Source organism: Thioclava sp. F36-7, assembly GCF_002020075.1.
Taxonomy (GTDB): Bacteria; Pseudomonadota; Alphaproteobacteria; order Rhodobacterales; family Rhodobacteraceae; genus Thioclava; species Thioclava sediminum.
Window position 1 is genome coordinate 169,927 of sequence record NZ_MPZR01000005.1, and the last position, 15,450, is coordinate 185,376.

The following is a 15,450-nucleotide window of genomic DNA, read 5'->3' on the forward strand; positions in this document are numbered from 1 at the left end:
GAACAATCCCATCGAAACGCACGCGATATAGACGCAGCCGGAAACACTCACAAATTCGTGAAGAGTCAAGGAAATAGGGCCGAAACGAGACTTCCTTTGCGTCATGCAATTGCAGAATCCTCAGCAATGCAAAGAGAACAAACGCATTTTCGCATCATAGCCGAGAGGGCAAACTGCGCCGAAAACGGCAATTATGGTCGGTCTGCCATAATTTCTGCCGCATTTCGGACATGACTGGGCAAGAGAACTTTAAGCACGAACCGACCCAGCCGGTGCGTCGCCAAGAAGGGGGCGCGCGCCGTCCCTGTAACATTGGTGGTCGCGGTCGGCATGGGCGTGCCGGACCGTGCGTCACCCAAAAATCCGCATCGCCCCTGCGGAAAAGGAGAGCTCCCTCGTGTATGAAGCGAATTCCATCTTTGATTGGCATCGCCGTGGTTTCGAGGCGCTCAATTCTTACTGGGAGACGCTCGACCAGCTTGAACAGGCGGTAAAGGACGTCTCGGACGCCGATCTCGGTTTTGTCGAAGATCAGCTCGACACCGTTCTCGAGATGATCGACGCGTTCGAGCCGACCGTCAGCGTCATCGGCCAGGTCAAAGCGGGAAAAAGCACCCTTCTCAATGCGTTGATCGGAAAGCCGGGAATGCTGCCCTCGGATGTGAACCCGTGGACCTCGGTCATCACGGCGCTGCATCTGAACGCGCGCCACCGCCCGATGGACACGCGCGCGTTGTTTCGGTTCTTCGATCGCCACGAATGGGATCGGCTTGTGGCGACGGGCGGGCGTCTGGGCGAGATGGCCAACCGGGCGGGCTTCGAGACCGAGGCCGAAAGCGTGCGCAAACAGGTCACCGCGATGCGCGATGCGACCGAGGCGCGGCTTGGGGAACAGTTCGAGGACCTTCTGGGCACCAGCCGCGCGTTCCCGACGCTCGATAAGGCGGTGCTCGATCGATATATCTGCTACGGCGATCCCGACGATCTGGCTGAAGGGGCCAGTGAGGGCACCTATGCCGATCTGACGAAATCCGCCGATCTCTATCTCGATCTGCCGCATCTGCCGCGGGGCCTGTGCCTGCGCGACACGCCCGGCGTGAATGACACGTTCATGATGCGCGAGCAGATCACGCTGAACGCCATCGGGGACAGCCGCGCCTGTATCGTCGTGCTCTCGGCCCATCAGGCGCTGACCACGATGGATCTGGCGCTTTTGCGCATCATCTGCGCGATCGACGCGCGGGAGGTGGTGATCTTCGTCAACCGTATCGACGAGCTGGAAGATCCGCGTGGGGCGCAGACCGCGATCCGCAACTCGATCCGCAAGACGTTGGGGCGCATGGGGCTGGGCGAGGAGATCGAGATCCTCTTCGGCTCGGGCTACTGGGCCAATTGCGCGATGGGCGATGTGAGCGAGATGGCGCCCGCCAGCCGCGCCGCGCTTGAGAAGATGACCGGCACCACGCCCAGCAGCGAGACCGAGCTGCGTCAGCGCGCGATGGAAGCCTCGGGAATCGGTGCGCTGATGCAGGCCGTCGTCACCCGCATCGTCGAGGGGCCGGGGCAGGCCGTGCTGGGCGATGTGCAGGACGAACTGGAGCGCATCATCGAGCGCGCCGAGACCGTCGATAGCGTCGCCCGCGTGGCCGATCCGTCCACCATTCTCAGCGAATCCAAGCTGATGCTGCGCCTCGCCGAGATCGAGGAGGAGGCGGTGTCGGCCTTCAATAACGAGGCGGCGGGGCTGCGCGCGGAGCTGCGCGAGCGGCTGGACCGCGCGCAGGAGCAATTCGTGGCCTCGGCGCTGGAGGCACTGCAATCGCATATCGACACTTATGGCGAGATCGGCGCGTGGACCCATGATCCGACCGCGCTGCGCATGGCGATGAAGACGGCTTTCGCGTCGAATTGCGCGCGGCTGCGGCGCAAGGGGGAATCTGCGCTCGATATGGTCAGCGACGGGATCGACAGCTTCCTCGCCGCCGAGTTCGGCGTGATCCGCGAGGCCGATGTCAGCCGCTTCCCCGAACAGCCGCAACATCGCGCGCCGACCGTGCTGGCGCGGATGATTACGCTGGATATGCAGGGCGCATGGTGGCGGCGCTATTGGCGCTTCAATCGCAAGGGGGCGGCGCAGGCGCGCTACCGCGAGGTGATCATCGCGGAAACCACGCCGCTGATCGAAGATCTGATGACCGAGTATTTCGACCCCGCCATCGCGCGCAGCCGCGAGATCGTGGAGCGCTTCGCCTTCGATCAGGGGCAGTTCTGCAAAGCGGTGCGCGAGCGCTGCCTGTCGGGCGCGTCCGGTCACGATAAGGAAAGGCTCTCGGCATGAACTCGCTGCGCAAACGTGAACGCCCCGACTTGCCGGACCTGTCGAAAGCGCAGGCTCCGCAGGCCACTCCGAAGCCGCGCAAGCTGCGGGTGCTGGTGGCGGGTGAATTCTCTGCTGGGAAGACCAGCCTTATCAACGGGTTGCTGGGCGAAAAGGTTCTGCCCTCGCATGTCACCGCGACCGCGCTGCCGCCGATCTGGCTGGTGCGCGGCGGGGACCGGGCGCAACTCTGGATCGACAAGGAAGATGTCGCGCGCCCGCTCTCCGATCTGGCGCAGCTCAATCTGGAGAAGGCGCGCTATTGCGTGATCGCCCATAACGCGCCGATCCTCGACCGGATCGACATCATCGACACGCCCGGTTCGTCGGACCCGAACATGCCGATGGAAAGCTGGCAGCGGATGCTGCGCTATGCCGATCTGGTGATCTGGTGCACCAACGCGACGCAAGCGTGGCGGCAAAGCGAGAAGGCGGTCTGGGACGAGATGCCCGAGGCGCTGCTGGAACAGCCGATGCTGGTCGTGACCCATGGCGACCGTCTGCCCGACGAACGCACCCGCGCGCGGCTGATGCGCCGGGTCGAGCGCGAGGCGGGGGAGGTCTTCCCGACGATCCGTCTGGCCGCGCTGACCGAGCCTTCGGACGTGGCGCAGATCGCGCGCGAGATCGAGCGGCTGGTCGGGCAGATCGATCAGCCGACAGGGGCGGCCAACGAGATCGTCGCGAAATTCGTGGGCGAGCGCGACGTGATCGCGTTCCCGAAACCGCGCACGCCGGTGAAGCCGCGCCGTCTGCGCTCAGCGCGTCTGATCAAGGCGGAAAGCGCGGAGCTGCCCGAGGTCACGGACGCCGAGCCGCTGATCCTCGACTCGCCGCTGCCCGACTATCCGCCTGCCGAGACCGCCCCGATGCCGGGCCCGGCCCGCGCGTTGTGGGAGGAACTCACGGCGGGCTACGCGTTCACAGACGCCGCGGATGTCCTCGCCCATGTCGAACATCTGCTTGATCGGCTGGATGCCGAAACCCCGACCGAATCCGAACCAGCCTACGCGAGCAAGAGGACCAAGCCATGAAGATTGCCCCGCAACTGCGTAAGGAACTCGACTTTCTCAACGGCGCGCTCGACCGGATCGAGGCGTCCGTCGAACGTAGCGCCCGTCCGCGCATCCGCGATCTGCGCTTGCGACTGCATGACTGGGCGGCGCGTGTGGCGGTGATCGGGCAGGTGAAGGCGGGCAAATCGACCTTCCTCAACGCCTTCCTGCACCAGCACGATTTCCTGCCCTCGGACGTGAATCCGTGGACTTCGGTCGTGACGAATATGCGCATCAACCTGCCCGAAGACCCGGTGACGGGTGCGCGGTTCGAGTTCTTCTCGGAGGCAGATTGGGACGAGATCATCAATGGCGGCACCCGCATCCGCAAGCTGACCGAAGAGCTGCTGCCGGGGTTCGACACCGACATCCTGCGCGAGCAGTCCGAGCAGATGCGCCGCCGCGCGCAAAGACGTCTCGGCAAGCATTACCAGATGCTGCTGGGTCAGCATCACGATTACGACTTCCTCGCACCCGATCTGCTGCAACGCTATGTCTGCGCAGGGCCCGGGGCGGATGACGGGCTGGAGCGCGAGGCGCTTGGCCGCTATGCCGCGCTCACGAAAAGCGCCAATATCTACATGCGCTTGCCCGAATTCCAGGTGCCGACGATCATCACCGATACGCCCGGCGTGAACGACCCGTTCCTCGTGCGCGACGAGTTCACCTGTCGCTCGCTCGACCGCTCGGACGTGTTCATCATGGTGCTGTCGGCGCATCAGCCGCTGACCGATGTCGACCTCGCCCTGATCCGCATCCTCGCCAAGCAGGACGACAAGGATGTGCTGATCTTCCTCAACCGGATCGACGAGCTGGACGATTACGCGGTCGAAGTGCCCCGCGTGATCGCCGATGTGTCGCGCCGTCTGCGCGCGGCGATCCCGGAAATCGACTTCAAGATCGTCGCGGGCAGCGCCTATCTCGCCGATCTGACGCAGCGCTCCGACGAGGAGGCCGCCTGGGCGCGCGCCGAGATGGATTCGATGGAGCTGGCGCAATACCTGTATTCGCGCTTTGGCCGCGTGCCCGAAGACCCGATCGACCGGCTGCTGCTGGCCTCGGGCGTCGAAGAGGTCAAGCATGTGCTCTCTGCCGTGATCGACGGTGGGGTGGGGCGTCAGCAGCTCGCCCAGCTGCGCGGCGATCTGCGCGCGGAGCTGTCGGGGATGCAATTCGTCGCCCGCCGCGAACGCGACACGCTTCAGATGCAGATCGAGAGCATCCGCTCGGACGTGGCGGAGGCCGCGATCGAGGAAATGAGCAGCGAGATCGCGGCGACGGAATCGCTGCGCGGTGCGCTCGAAAACCATGTCGAGAGCGCCGAGCATCAGATCGAAGCGGTGCTCAACCGCGGCTGGTCGGCGCTGGAGACGCGGCTCAACAAGAGCATCGAGGATTTCGTCCTGAGCCAGCGCGACCGGTTCGAGGATGTTCTGCGCACCAACCGGATCCGCGACGGCCGTCCGCCGCGCAGCTTCGAGACCGACACGACCGCGCTGCAGATCGCGCTCGAACGCGAGGTGACGAAAAGCTACGCCCGCTCGCGTGCGGCGATCGACGTGCTGCTCGACAATGCGATCCATGCGTGCCGCACCACGGTCGCGGACCGGTTCGACGACCCCAGCGAAGAGATCGATCTGTCGGATATGCCGCATGACACTTTCACCTCGACGCTGACGCTGACCCGGCGCGCGCTGCGCATCAACTTCGCGCTGGAGCGGGGCTGGGCCTTCTGGCGCGGTCCGACCGTGAATATCGAAAAGACCCTCGACGGGTTGCGGATCGTGGCGGCGGAAGAACTGCGCCCGGCGGTCGAGAAGATCCTGCAGGCCTATGGCGAGGCGCTGGTGGAACGCGCCAGCGCAGGCGGCTCACGGTTGCGGGTGATGGTGCGGATGATGGAGATGATCGTGCGCGAGCGGACCTTGCAGCTCAAGCAGGAGCGGGCCGAGTTGGAACGGCTGGCCCGTGATCCGCAGATGCAAAGCCGACTGGCGTCCCGGATCCAGAGCAAGTTGGAAGTGCTCGAACGGCGTCTGATCAATCTCGGGGCGATCGAGAGCGCGGTCAGCAGCACCATGATGCCGCGCCGCAAACCCGCGACGCGCGCAGCGTAAGGGCGAAAGGGCAATGATTTTCAAGCAAGAGCTCAACCGCGAGGACGCGCCGCCCGATCCGCATCGCGCGCCCCTTCGGGTGGCGATCTGCGGCGAGGTCAATTCCGGCAAGTCCACCGTGCTGAACGCGATTTTGCGCGCGCGCAGCATCGGCGACAATCTGGGCCGGACCGAGCGTCCGACGGTCGTCGCGCGCTACCGGGCGACGCCGGGCGTGGTGATGCGCGACGCGACGGGGCGCGAGATCGACGCGGCGGAGGTCGAAGAAGGCTGGGCCGTGCCGTCCGAGATTTACGTCTATTCCGCGCAGCCGCATCTGCAGGGGTTCGAGTTCGTCGAAGTGCCGCTGAGCCGCCCCGAAGACGTGAACGAAGAGCAGATCGGCCTGATCGCGACCTGCGACGTGATGATCTGGGTAACCATCGCCTCGCAGGCATGGCGGCTGACCGAGAAAACGATGATCGAGCGGCTCGGGCCAGCGCGCCCGTCAGACTGTCTGCTCGCGATCTCGCGCGGCGACAAGCTGCGCAACGATACCGACCGGGCGAAGCTGAAAGCGCGGGTTCAGCGCGAGTCGGCGGCCTATTTCTCGCGGGTCGCCTTTCTGCACGGGGCGCGGGATCTCCTGCGCGAGGCCGAGACATCGGATGAAGCCTTCCAGCGCAGCGGCGGTGCGGCGCTGATCGCGGCGCTCGGGGCGATGACGGGGCGCGCGGTGGCCGGGCTCGATACGCTCGATCCCGAGACCGAGGCGGATCTGGCGATCGGCACCCATGACGCGCCCTCGCCGCTGCTCTCCGAACATGGGGGCGCAGTGCTGCCGTTCCGCTCGCGCAGCGTGGGTAAACGGGCTTCGCAACCGGCAAATTCCGGCGCGCCCGTCGCGCCGCCCGGGGCCGAACCCGAGTTTCGGCCTGACCCGCATCCCGTCGACCGCACACCTGAAGTGTCGCCGCGACGGGTCACGCGTTCGTCCAAGCCGGGCCGTGACGCGGAGCGTGAGCCCGGTCGTGAGCCGGGGCCGAATGTCACCGGGCCCGTCCTGCCCGAAACCGAAGCCGAGATGGAGCCCAAGCAGGACAGCCCTCTGCTGCTGGCCACCACGCGGCTCAGGCTCGGTATCGAGCTGCCCGAAGGCTTGCAGCTTGCCGGGCGGATCGGCCCCAGCGACCGGATCCTGCGGCCCGTCAAAGGGTCGTCGGACGAGATTGTGGCCTGCGCCAAGGCGCTGGAGAATTTGATGGCCGGCTTCGCCGGAAACTACACCACCGTGTTCGGCGGACAGCTCGACACGATCACGGAGGCGGGCGACGATGTGCGCATCTTGTTTGCGAGCGCGCCCGAGACCGGCCTGACCTTCGCGCAATTCACCGTCGATCTGATCGACGAGCCATCGGCGCATGCGCTGTTCGCACGTTTGGCGGGCACGTCGATCTGATCGGGGCGGCAGGTCGCCTCCGCGATCTTCTTTCGCCCGCGAAGTGACGCGAAAACAGGCGTCGTCATTCACGAGAACGCAAGGTCATCCGACTATCGGTTTGCGCCGTGGCAGAGTGCGGCTAATCTTTCTCTCACGCCTCGGCGCGCCGGTGACTGCGGCCGCTCGGGGTCTATGAAAAAAGTATATTCCGCAGGGAGACCGAAATGTCCGATTTCAAGCGCCGTCTGGCTGCCCTCATGCTGGGCGCCGCCTCGACCGGGCTTCTGGCCGCCGGGCCCATTCAGGCCGAGACGGTGAAGCTCACGATCCTCGGGGTCGGCGATATTTACAATTTCGACGGCGATGGCGAGCGTGGCGGGTTCGCGCGGCTCAACGCGGTCGCCAAGAAGGAGCGGGCGGACAATCCCAACACGCTCTATGTCTTCGATGGCGACATGCTCTCGCCCTCGCTTCTGTCGGGGATCGACGAAGGCCAGAACACGATCGACCTGACCAATATCGTGCCTTTCGACATCGCGGTGCCGGGCAACCATGAGTTTGATTTCGGCCCCGAGAATTTCGAGAAGAAGATGGAAGGCTCGAAATACCCCTGGGCCGCGATCAACATCACGCAAGCTGACGGCTCGCCCATTCAGGGCCTTGGCGGCGTGATGATGAAGGAGATCGCAGGGCTCAAGGTCGCGCTGGTGCCGGTGGCCCAGGACACCACGCCCGAGGTCGCCAATTCGGACGATCTGAAATTCCAGCCCACCGTCGACACGGCAATCGCGGCCGCCAAGAAGGCCCGCGAGGACGGCGCGGATCTGGTGATCGGCGTCGTGCAGACCGACCAGTCGAACGACCGCAAGCTGATCGCGAGCCAGGATTTCGACGTGATCATGTCCGGCGACGACCACCTCAACGCGATGTTCTATGACGGGATCACGGCTTACGTGGAGACTTCGATCGACGCGCGTTATCTGCAGCCGCTCGATCTGACCGTCGACATCTCCGAGAAGGACGGCAAGCGCAAGATCAGCTGGACCCCGAATTTCCGCTGGATCGACACCGCGAATGTCACGCCGGATCCGGAATCGATGAAACTGGTCGATGGCTTCAAGCAGCAGCTCGACGACAATCTCGGCCAGCAGATCGGCACGTCGGAGACCGAGATGGACTCGCGCCGCAACGTGGTGCGCTCGCAGGAGAGCACGATGGGCGATCTGATCGCCGATGCGCTGCGCGATGCGACGAAGGCCGATGTGACGCTGATCAATGGCGGCGGCATCCGGGGCGACACGACCTATGACGCGGGCCACAAGATCACCCGCAAGGACGTGCTGACCGAGCTGCCCTTCGGCAACAAGACGGTGGTGACCGAGATCCCCGGCTCGCAGCTGCTGAGCGCGCTGGAGAACGGGTTCAGCCAGGTCGAGAACGGCGCGGGTCGTTTCCCCCAGATCTCGGGCATGAGCGTGGTCTATGATCCGAGCGCGCCTGCGGGATCGCGCGTGGTCTCGGTCGAGGTGGGCGGTCAGCCGCTCGACAAGGACAAGGTCTACAAGGTCGCGACCAACGATTACATGCTGGGCGGCGGCGATGGGTATGGCGCGCTTGGCGGCGGCAAGGTCATCGTGAACGCGGGCAACGGTAATCTGATGGCCAATGACGTGATGACCTATGTCGAGAACAAGGGTACGGTTGCGCCCAAGCTCGACGGGCGGATTAAGAAACAGGGCGAGTGAGTTCGGCCTGATCGGATCGAGAGGCGGCGGGGAAATCTGCCGCCTTTTCCTATTGCGCTGAGGGCCGCGCCCGAGCCTCGGGCGGGCGCTTGGAGGGCTAAGCGCGCGGGTCGAGGTTATCCGGATTTGGCTGCGATTAAGTGCAGACCACATGGCGAGGAACGCCCGCCCGGCGATCGGGCGCGGCCCTGCGTTGCTTCACTCTAGCGGCGGCGCGCTCGCCTCTACCACGGTCTCCATCGCGACATAGCTCGAGGAGGAATGGACATGGGGCAGGGTGGACAGCTCCTCCGACATGATCCGCCGGTAATCGGCCATGTCGCGGGCGCGGATCTTCACCAGATAATCGAAGCCCCCGGCGATCATGTAGCACTCTTCGACTTCGGGGATCGCGCGCACCGCAGCGTTGAACGCCTTCAGCGCCGTCTCGCGCGTATCGCTCAATTTCAGCTCGATATAGGTCACATGGGTCAGCCCCAGCTTGATCGGTGAGATCATCGCCCGGTAGCCTTTGATGAGCCCGGTTTCCTCCATCTGGCGGATGCGCGCGGCCACCGGCGTCTTCGACAAGCCGACCCTGCGCGCTATCTCAGCCACGGGGAGGCGTGCATCGGCGATGAGCTCGTTGAGGATTCGCCTGTCGATCGCATCGATCTCTTCACTCATGGGCTGCGGAGTCTCCAAAAATAAGTCTTAGAGACCATCGCTTAGCAAATCTTTGAGCCAATCGCCTAGGGGAATTCGCATAATATCGGACAATCAGATTTAAGGGAGGATCGCATGGGCGACACGTTCGATCAGTTCACAACGCAGGCGAAATTCGCCGATGAAGCCGCACTTCTGGAGCGCCTGAAGGGCCAGGCCGAACTGAGCGAGAGTGATCGCACGCAGATCTCTGCCCGCGCGGCAAAGCTCGTGCGCCGTATCCGGACCGAAGCCAAACCGACGCTGATGGAGCATTTCCTCGCGGAATACGGTCTGTCGACGCAGGAAGGCGTGGCGCTGATGTGTCTGGCCGAGGCGATGCTGCGCGTGCCCGATGCCGAAACGATCGACGCGCTGATCGAAGACAAGATCGCACCGTCCGACTGGGGCAAGCATATGGGCACGGCGTCGTCCTCGATGGTCAACGCCTCGACCTGGGCGCTGATGCTGACGGGCCGCGTGCTGGAAGACGAAAAGCCCGGCATGGCAGGCGTGTTGCGCGGGGCCGTGCGCCGTCTGGGCGAGCCGGTGATCCGCGCAGCCGTCAGCCGCGCGATGAAGGAGATGGGCCGCCAGTTCGTTCTCGGCGAGACGATCAAGGACGCGCTGAGTCGCGCCAAGAAGCTCGAAGATCGCGGCTATACCTACAGCTACGACATGCTGGGCGAGGCCGCCCGCACCGCGCGCGACGCCAAGCGCTACGCGAAGGATTACGCCGACGCGATCGCCGCCATCGCGAAGGTCTGCAAGGACCGCCCCGTGGCCGAAAACCCCGGCATCTCGGTGAAGCTCTCTGCGCTGCATCCTCGCTACGAGGTCGCCAAGGAAGAGCGCGCCATGGCCGAGATCGTGCCGGTGCTCAAGGATCTGGCGAAAGCCGCCAAGGCCGGGAATATGGGCCTCAACATCGACGCCGAGGAGCAGGACCGTCTGGTGATCTCGCTCAAGATCATCAAGGAGGTTCTGTCCGATCCCGAGCTGGCCGGCTGGGACGGGTTCGGCGTCGTCGTGCAGGCTTACGGCAAACGCGCGAGCCTCGTGATCGACTGGCTGGGCGCGCTGGCCGAAAAGCTCGACCGCAAGATCATGGTGCGTCTGGTGAAGGGCGCCTATTGGGACACCGAGATGAAGCTCGCGCAGGTCGAAGGCCTGCCGGACTTCCCGCTGTTTACCACGAAGGCTGCGACCGATGTCAGCTACCTTGCCAATGCGCGCAAGCTGTTCAGCTACACCGACCGCATCTATCCGCAATTCGCCACCCATAACGCTCATTCGGTCGCGGCGATCCTCGAGATGGCCGAGGGCCGTCCCTACGAGTTCCAGCGCCTGCATGGCATGGGCGAGCGTCTGCACGAGATCGTCCACCGCGAAGAAGGCACCCGCTGCCGCATCTACGCCCCCGTCGGCGCGCATCGCGACCTGCTGGCCTATCTGGTGCGTCGCCTGCTGGAGAACGGTGCGAACTCCTCCTTCGTGCATCAGATCGTCGATGAGGACGTGGCGCCCGAGACCATCGCGGAAGACCCGTTCGTGCAGCTTGCGAATGCCGAGCGTTCGGCGATGCTCAAGCTTCCCTCGGAGGTATTTGCCGAGTCCCGCGAGAATTCCATGGGCTTCGATCTGACCGACGAGGGCACGCTGGCGCGCATCGACGCCGCGCGCAATGTGGCGATCCCGGATGCGGGCCCGCTGGTGGCGGGCGAGGCGACGGGCGCGGCCGTGGCCGTCATCAACCCCTCGACCGGCGAAGAGGTGGCCCGCGTCACCGAGGCCGACGAGGCCTGTGTCGCGGCCGCCATCGACGCCGCGCGTCCTTGGACTGCGCCGGTTTCCGAACGCGCCGCCGTCCTGCGTCGCGTGGCCGAGCTTTACGAGGAGAACTTCGGACCCTTCTTCGCGGTGCTCGCGAAAGAGGCGGGCAAGAGCCAGCTCGACTCCGTGGGTGAATTGCGCGAGGCGGTCGACTTCCTGCATTACTACTCGGCGCAGGCCGAAGAGATCGACCCGACCGCGCGCGGGATCTTCGCGGCGATCAGCCCGTGGAACTTCCCGCTGGCGATCTTCACCGGACAGATCTCGGCGGCGCTGGCTGCGGGCAATGGCGTGATCGCGAAACCGGCCGAGCAGACCCCGCTCGTCGCGGCCATCGCCGTGCGCCTGATGCATGAGGCGGGCGTGCCGCGCGACGTGCTGCAACTGCTGCCCGGTCAGGGTGAGACGGTGGGCGCAGCGCTGTCGTCCAACCCGAAGATCGCGGGCATCGCCTTCACCGGCTCGACCGAGACGGCGAAGATGATCCGCCGTTCGATGGCCGACAATCTCGATCCGACCGCGCCGCTGATTGCGGAAACCGGTGGTCTAAACGCGATGATCGTGGACTCCACCGCGCTGCCCGAACAGGCGACGCGCGACATCATCGCCTCGGCCTTCCAGTCGGCGGGTCAACGCTGCTCGGCGCTGCGCTGTCTCTATGTGCAGGAAGACGTGGCCGAGGGGCTGATCTCGATGATCAAGGGCGCGATGGACGAGCTGTCGCTGGGCGATCCCTGGTATCTGTCGACCGACGTGGGCCCGGTGATCGACGGCGAGGCGCAGGAAGACATCGCCGCCTATATCGCGACTGCCGAGAAAGAGGGCCGCGTGCTGCACAAGCTCGACGCGCCGTCCAAAGGGCATTTCATCGCGCCGACGCTGGTGAAAGTCTCCGGCATCGAGGCGCTGGAGCGTGAGGTCTTCGGCCCGGTGCTGCATATCGCGACCTATCGCGCCGAGGATATCGAGAAGGTCTTCGCCGCGATCAACGCCACTGGCTACGGGCTGACGGCGGGCTTGCACAGCCGGATCGACAACCGCGTGCAGGAGGTCTCGGACGCGCTGCATGTCGGCAACCTCTACGTCAACCGCAACCAGATCGGCGCGGTCGTGGGCTCGCAGCCCTTCGGCGGCGAGGGGCTGTCGGGGACGGGTCCGAAAGCGGGCGGTCCGCTGTATCTCACGCGCTTCGCGATGGCACCCGAGGCGTCGTCGAAGAATGGCGAATGGGGTCACAAGCCCGATCTCGATGCGCTGCGCAAGAAGCTGGCGAAAGCGGCAGCGAAGGCCGAGGCGAGCGAGCCGCTCGAAGCGCTCGAACTGCCGGGACCGACGGGCGAGGCGAACACGCTGCGTCGCTATCCGCGCGGGCCGATCCTGTGCCTCGGGCCGGGCGAGGCTGCGCAGGTCGCGCAGATCAAGGCGGTCGAGAAACTGGGCGGCGTGGCCGTCGGGGCCGATGGCAAGATCGCCCCGGAAGTGCTTGAGACGCTTGAGGATATCGCGGGCGCCATCTGGTGGGGCCACGACACGCGCGCGCTTGTCAAGGCGCTCGCGAAACGCGAAGGCCCGATCCTGACGCTGACCACCGGCGCTGTGCAGAAGGCCGATGTCCTGCATGAGCGGCATCTGTGCGTCGACACCACGGCGGCGGGCGGCAATGCGGCGCTGCTGGCGGGGTAAACCCCGCTAGCCCACATCCTCGGAGGCCACCGACATCGCCTTGATGATCGCGTGGCACGCCATCCCCTCGGTCAGGCCAAGCGCCTCGACCGAGCGGGTGGTGAGCCGGGCCAGCAGATGCTCGTCCCCCATCCTCAGCCGCACGTAGACGCTGGGCGGGTCGGCAGGACGCAGCTCCGCGACCGTCACCGGCAGGATGTTGAGCGCGGACAGCCCCTCGGGGCGTCCCACCGCCAGCGTCACGTCGCCCGCATGTATGCGCAGCCGCAGCGACTGGCCGGGCTGGCCTGCCGGATAGGGCAGCAGCACCGGCCCGCCTGCGGTCTCGATCCGGGCCAGCCCATCGGCCTCCTGCGCCTGAACCCGGCCCGAGATCACCGCGCCTGCTTCGCGCTGCCCAAGCGCGGGGGCGAGCGTCGGGTCGGACAGGATTTCGCGTGCCGGGCCGAAGCCGCGCAGGCGTCCGGTCTCGATCAGCGCGATGGAGGTGGCTAGACGTGCGACCTCGGCGGGGGCGTGGCTGACATATAGGATGGGCAGTTTAACTTCGTCGCGTAACCGCTCGATATAAGGAAGAATCTCTGCCTTCCGCGCGGCATCCAGCGCGGCCAATGGTTCGTCCATCAGCAGCATGCGCGGGTTCGACAGGATCGCGCGTCCCAAGGCGACACGGCTCTTCTCGCCGCCCGAAAGTGCGGCCGGACGGCGCTCCAGCAGTGCGCCGAGACCGAGCATGTCGATGATGCGGTCGAACTCCGGCGCGGTCTTGGTTTTGTTGAAACGTTGTCCGTAGAGCAGGTTCGATTTCACGCTGAGATGTGGGAAAAGCCGGGCGTCCTGAAAGACATAGCCGATGCGGCGCTTGTGGGGTCGCAGGCAGATGCCGGCCTCGGTATCGAGCAGCACCTCGCCATTCACCACGATCCGCCCCCGGTCGGGACGCAGCAGCCCGGCGACCGCGTTCACCACCGTCGTCTTGCCCGCGCCGGACGGGCCAAACAGCGCGGTGACGCCTTCGGGCGCGGTGAAATTGACGTCCAGATCGAGCGCGGGCAGGCGATGGCTGAGCGAGATTTCCAGCATCAGGTCTGCCCCGCGATCCGCGCCGCGATCCGCCGCGCCAGCCACTCGGAAACCAACAGCGCGCCAAGCGCCAGCGTGACCGAGATCACCACCAGCCGCGCGGCCTCCGCCTCGCCGCCCGGCACCTGCAATTGCGAATAGATCGCGAGCGGCAGGGTCTGGGTTTGGCCGGGGATGTTCGACACGAAAGTAATCGTCGCGCCGAATTCGCCCATCGCCTTGGCGAAGGCGGTGATGCTGCCCGCGAGGATGCCGGGCAGGATCAGGGGCAGGGTGATCGTTGCAAAACTGGCGATGCGCGAGGCTCCGAGGGTGGAGGCCGCCTGTTCTAGCTTCGGGTCCACCGCCTCGATCGCGAGCCGGATCGCGCGCACCATCAGCGGGAAGGCCATGATCCCGGCGGCCAGCGCCGCGCCGCGCCACGAGAAGGCGACCGTGATCCCGATCTTCGCCAGCGCCGCCCCGATTATCCCGTTCGGCGCGAAGCCGATCAGCAGCAGGTAGCCGGTGACGACGGGCGGCAGGATCAGCGGCAGATGCACCAGCCCGTTGACGAGGCTGCGCCCGGGAAAGCGCCAGCGCGCCAGCGCATAGGCCACGAACAGACCCGGCGGCAGCGACAGCAGGGTCGCCCAGCCCGCCACTTTCAGCGACAGGACAACCGCTTGCCAGTCGGAGGGCGACAGCCAGCTCATTTCAGCGTCTCGAAGCCTTGGTCGTGGAAGATATTCGCGGCGGCGTCGGATTTCAGCTCGGCATAGAAGCTTTTGGCCGCGTCGGTATCAGTGAGGCGGGCCGCGGGGTAGCGGATCGGCGGGTGGCTGTCTGCGGGGAAGGTCGCCACGACATGCACGCGCGGCTCGGCCACGGCGTCGGTCGCGTAGGTGATCCCGTAGGGGGCTGCGCCAAGCGCCACCATCGCAAGCGTCGCGCGCACGTTATCGGCCTGCGCGACCTCGGGCTCCACTTTCGACCAGAGCCCGTAATGCTCCAGCGCCGCCTTGCCGTATTGCCCCGCAGGCACCGCGTTCACCAGCGACATTGCGAGCTTGCCACCCTGCAGGAGCGTGGTGAGATCCAGATCCGGCGAGATCGTCACCGGCGCAGCCTTCGGGTCATGCGCGATCAGCACGAGGTGATTGGCCAGCAGGTCCTCTTGCGTCTCGATGCGGCCCGTCTTCGCGACCGTCTCCATCCAGCCCGGATTGGCGGAGATGTAGATGTCCGCAGGCGCCCCGGCGGCGATCTGACGGGCCAGCGCGCCCGAGCCCGCGTAGGAGATATGCGCCACATCGCCGGTCTGGGCCTCCCAGACTTTCGCCACCTGATCGAGCGCGGTCTTCATCGAGGCAGCGGCAAAGATCGTGACGTCCTCGGCGCGGGCGGGCAGCGCGAGGCTCGCCGGGATCAGCGCAAGGGCGAGGATGCGGGGCAGGGACATGGGGCCTCCTTC

10 protein-coding genes are annotated in these 15,450 nt (G+C 65.7%); 6 read left to right on the plus strand and 4 right to left on the minus strand.

Annotated elements, in window-relative coordinates; all coding sequences use genetic code 11:
* Positions 1 to 397 precede the first annotated feature (397 nt).
* The 5 genes from BMI89_RS10975 (at position 398) to BMI89_RS10995 (ending at position 8,714) form a co-directional block, all read left to right on the plus strand.
* The gene (locus BMI89_RS10975; protein ID WP_078570951.1) at positions 398 to 2,338 is read left to right on the plus strand and encodes a dynamin family protein; all 1,941 of its coding nucleotides are present in this window, start codon (positions 398 to 400) and stop codon (positions 2,336 to 2,338) included.
* Positions 2,335 to 3,411: a dynamin family protein gene (locus BMI89_RS10980; protein WP_078570952.1), complete on the plus strand. Its 1,077-nt coding sequence runs from the start codon at positions 2,335 to 2,337 to the stop codon at positions 3,409 to 3,411. Before BMI89_RS10975 ends, BMI89_RS10980 begins: the two co-directional genes overlap by 4 nt.
* Entirely contained in the window at positions 3,408 to 5,549 is a 2,142-nt protein-coding gene (locus BMI89_RS10985; protein WP_078570953.1) for a dynamin family protein, read from the plus strand. Before BMI89_RS10980 ends, BMI89_RS10985 begins: the two co-directional genes overlap by 4 nt.
* A gap of 13 nt (positions 5,550 to 5,562) precedes the next feature.
* Positions 5,563 to 6,987: a GTPase gene (locus tag BMI89_RS10990; protein WP_078570954.1), complete on the plus strand. Its 1,425-nt coding sequence runs from the start codon at positions 5,563 to 5,565 to the stop codon at positions 6,985 to 6,987.
* Between the two features lie 206 nt (positions 6,988 to 7,193).
* On the plus strand, positions 7,194 to 8,714 hold the full coding sequence (locus tag BMI89_RS10995) for a bifunctional UDP-sugar hydrolase/5'-nucleotidase (protein ID WP_078570955.1): 1,521 nt from the start codon (positions 7,194 to 7,196) through the stop codon (positions 8,712 to 8,714).
* Positions 8,715 to 8,912: 198 nt separating this feature from the next.
* On the opposite strand, the gene BMI89_RS11000 is transcribed toward BMI89_RS10995, so the two are convergent.
* On the minus strand, positions 8,913 to 9,380 hold the full coding sequence (locus tag BMI89_RS11000; RefSeq protein ID WP_075774978.1) for an Lrp/AsnC family transcriptional regulator: 468 nt from the start codon (positions 9,378 to 9,380) through the stop codon (positions 8,913 to 8,915).
* A 114-nt stretch (positions 9,381 to 9,494) separates the two neighbouring features.
* Between BMI89_RS11000 and putA the strand changes: the two genes are divergently transcribed.
* Entirely contained in the window at positions 9,495 to 12,914 is a 3,420-nt protein-coding gene (gene putA / locus BMI89_RS11005; RefSeq protein WP_078570956.1) for a bifunctional proline dehydrogenase/L-glutamate gamma-semialdehyde dehydrogenase PutA, read from the plus strand.
* Between the two features lie 6 nt (positions 12,915 to 12,920).
* Here putA and modC read toward each other — a convergent pair whose 3' ends face one another.
* The 3 genes from modC to modA are packed head-to-tail and all read right to left on the minus strand — an operon-like array spanning position 12,921 to position 15,438.
* Entirely contained in the window at positions 12,921 to 13,997 is a 1,077-nt protein-coding gene (gene modC / locus BMI89_RS11010; RefSeq protein ID WP_143593889.1) for a molybdenum ABC transporter ATP-binding protein, read from the minus strand.
* A complete protein-coding gene (modB, locus tag BMI89_RS11015) occupies positions 13,997 to 14,692 on the minus strand; it encodes a molybdate ABC transporter permease subunit (RefSeq protein ID WP_078570957.1) in 696 nt (231 codons plus the stop codon). Before modB ends, modC begins: the two co-directional genes overlap by 1 nt.
* On the minus strand, positions 14,689 to 15,438 hold the full coding sequence (gene modA, locus BMI89_RS11020; protein WP_078570958.1) for a molybdate ABC transporter substrate-binding protein: 750 nt from the start codon (positions 15,436 to 15,438) through the stop codon (positions 14,689 to 14,691). Before modA ends, modB begins: the two co-directional genes overlap by 4 nt.
* Between the last annotated feature and the right edge of the window lie 12 nt (positions 15,439 to 15,450).

What these genes read in the sequence shown, in the direction of transcription:
- BMI89_RS10980 (WP_078570952.1), top strand. Translation starts at nt 2,335, where the DNA reads ATGAACTCGCTGCGCAAACGTGAACGCCCCGACTTGCCGGACCTGTCG.
- BMI89_RS10985 (WP_078570953.1), top strand. Translation starts at nt 3,408, where the DNA reads ATGAAGATTGCCCCGCAACTGCGTAAGGAACTCGACTTTCTCAACGGC.
- BMI89_RS10990 (WP_078570954.1), top strand. Translation starts at nt 5,563, where the DNA reads ATGATTTTCAAGCAAGAGCTCAACCGCGAGGACGCGCCGCCCGATCCG.
- BMI89_RS10995 (WP_078570955.1), top strand. Translation starts at nt 7,194, where the DNA reads ATGTCCGATTTCAAGCGCCGTCTGGCTGCCCTCATGCTGGGCGCCGCC.
- BMI89_RS11000 (WP_075774978.1), bottom strand. Translation starts at nt 9,380, where the DNA reads ATGAGTGAAGAGATCGATGCGATCGACAGGCGAATCCTCAACGAGCTC.
- putA (WP_078570956.1), top strand. Translation starts at nt 9,495, where the DNA reads ATGGGCGACACGTTCGATCAGTTCACAACGCAGGCGAAATTCGCCGAT.
- modC (WP_143593889.1), bottom strand. Translation starts at nt 13,997, where the DNA reads ATGCTGGAAATCTCGCTCAGCCATCGCCTGCCCGCGCTCGATCTGGAC.
- modB (WP_078570957.1), bottom strand. Translation starts at nt 14,692, where the DNA reads ATGAGCTGGCTGTCGCCCTCCGACTGGCAAGCGGTTGTCCTGTCGCTG.
- modA (WP_078570958.1), bottom strand. Translation starts at nt 15,438, where the DNA reads ATGTCCCTGCCCCGCATCCTCGCCCTTGCGCTGATCCCGGCGAGCCTC.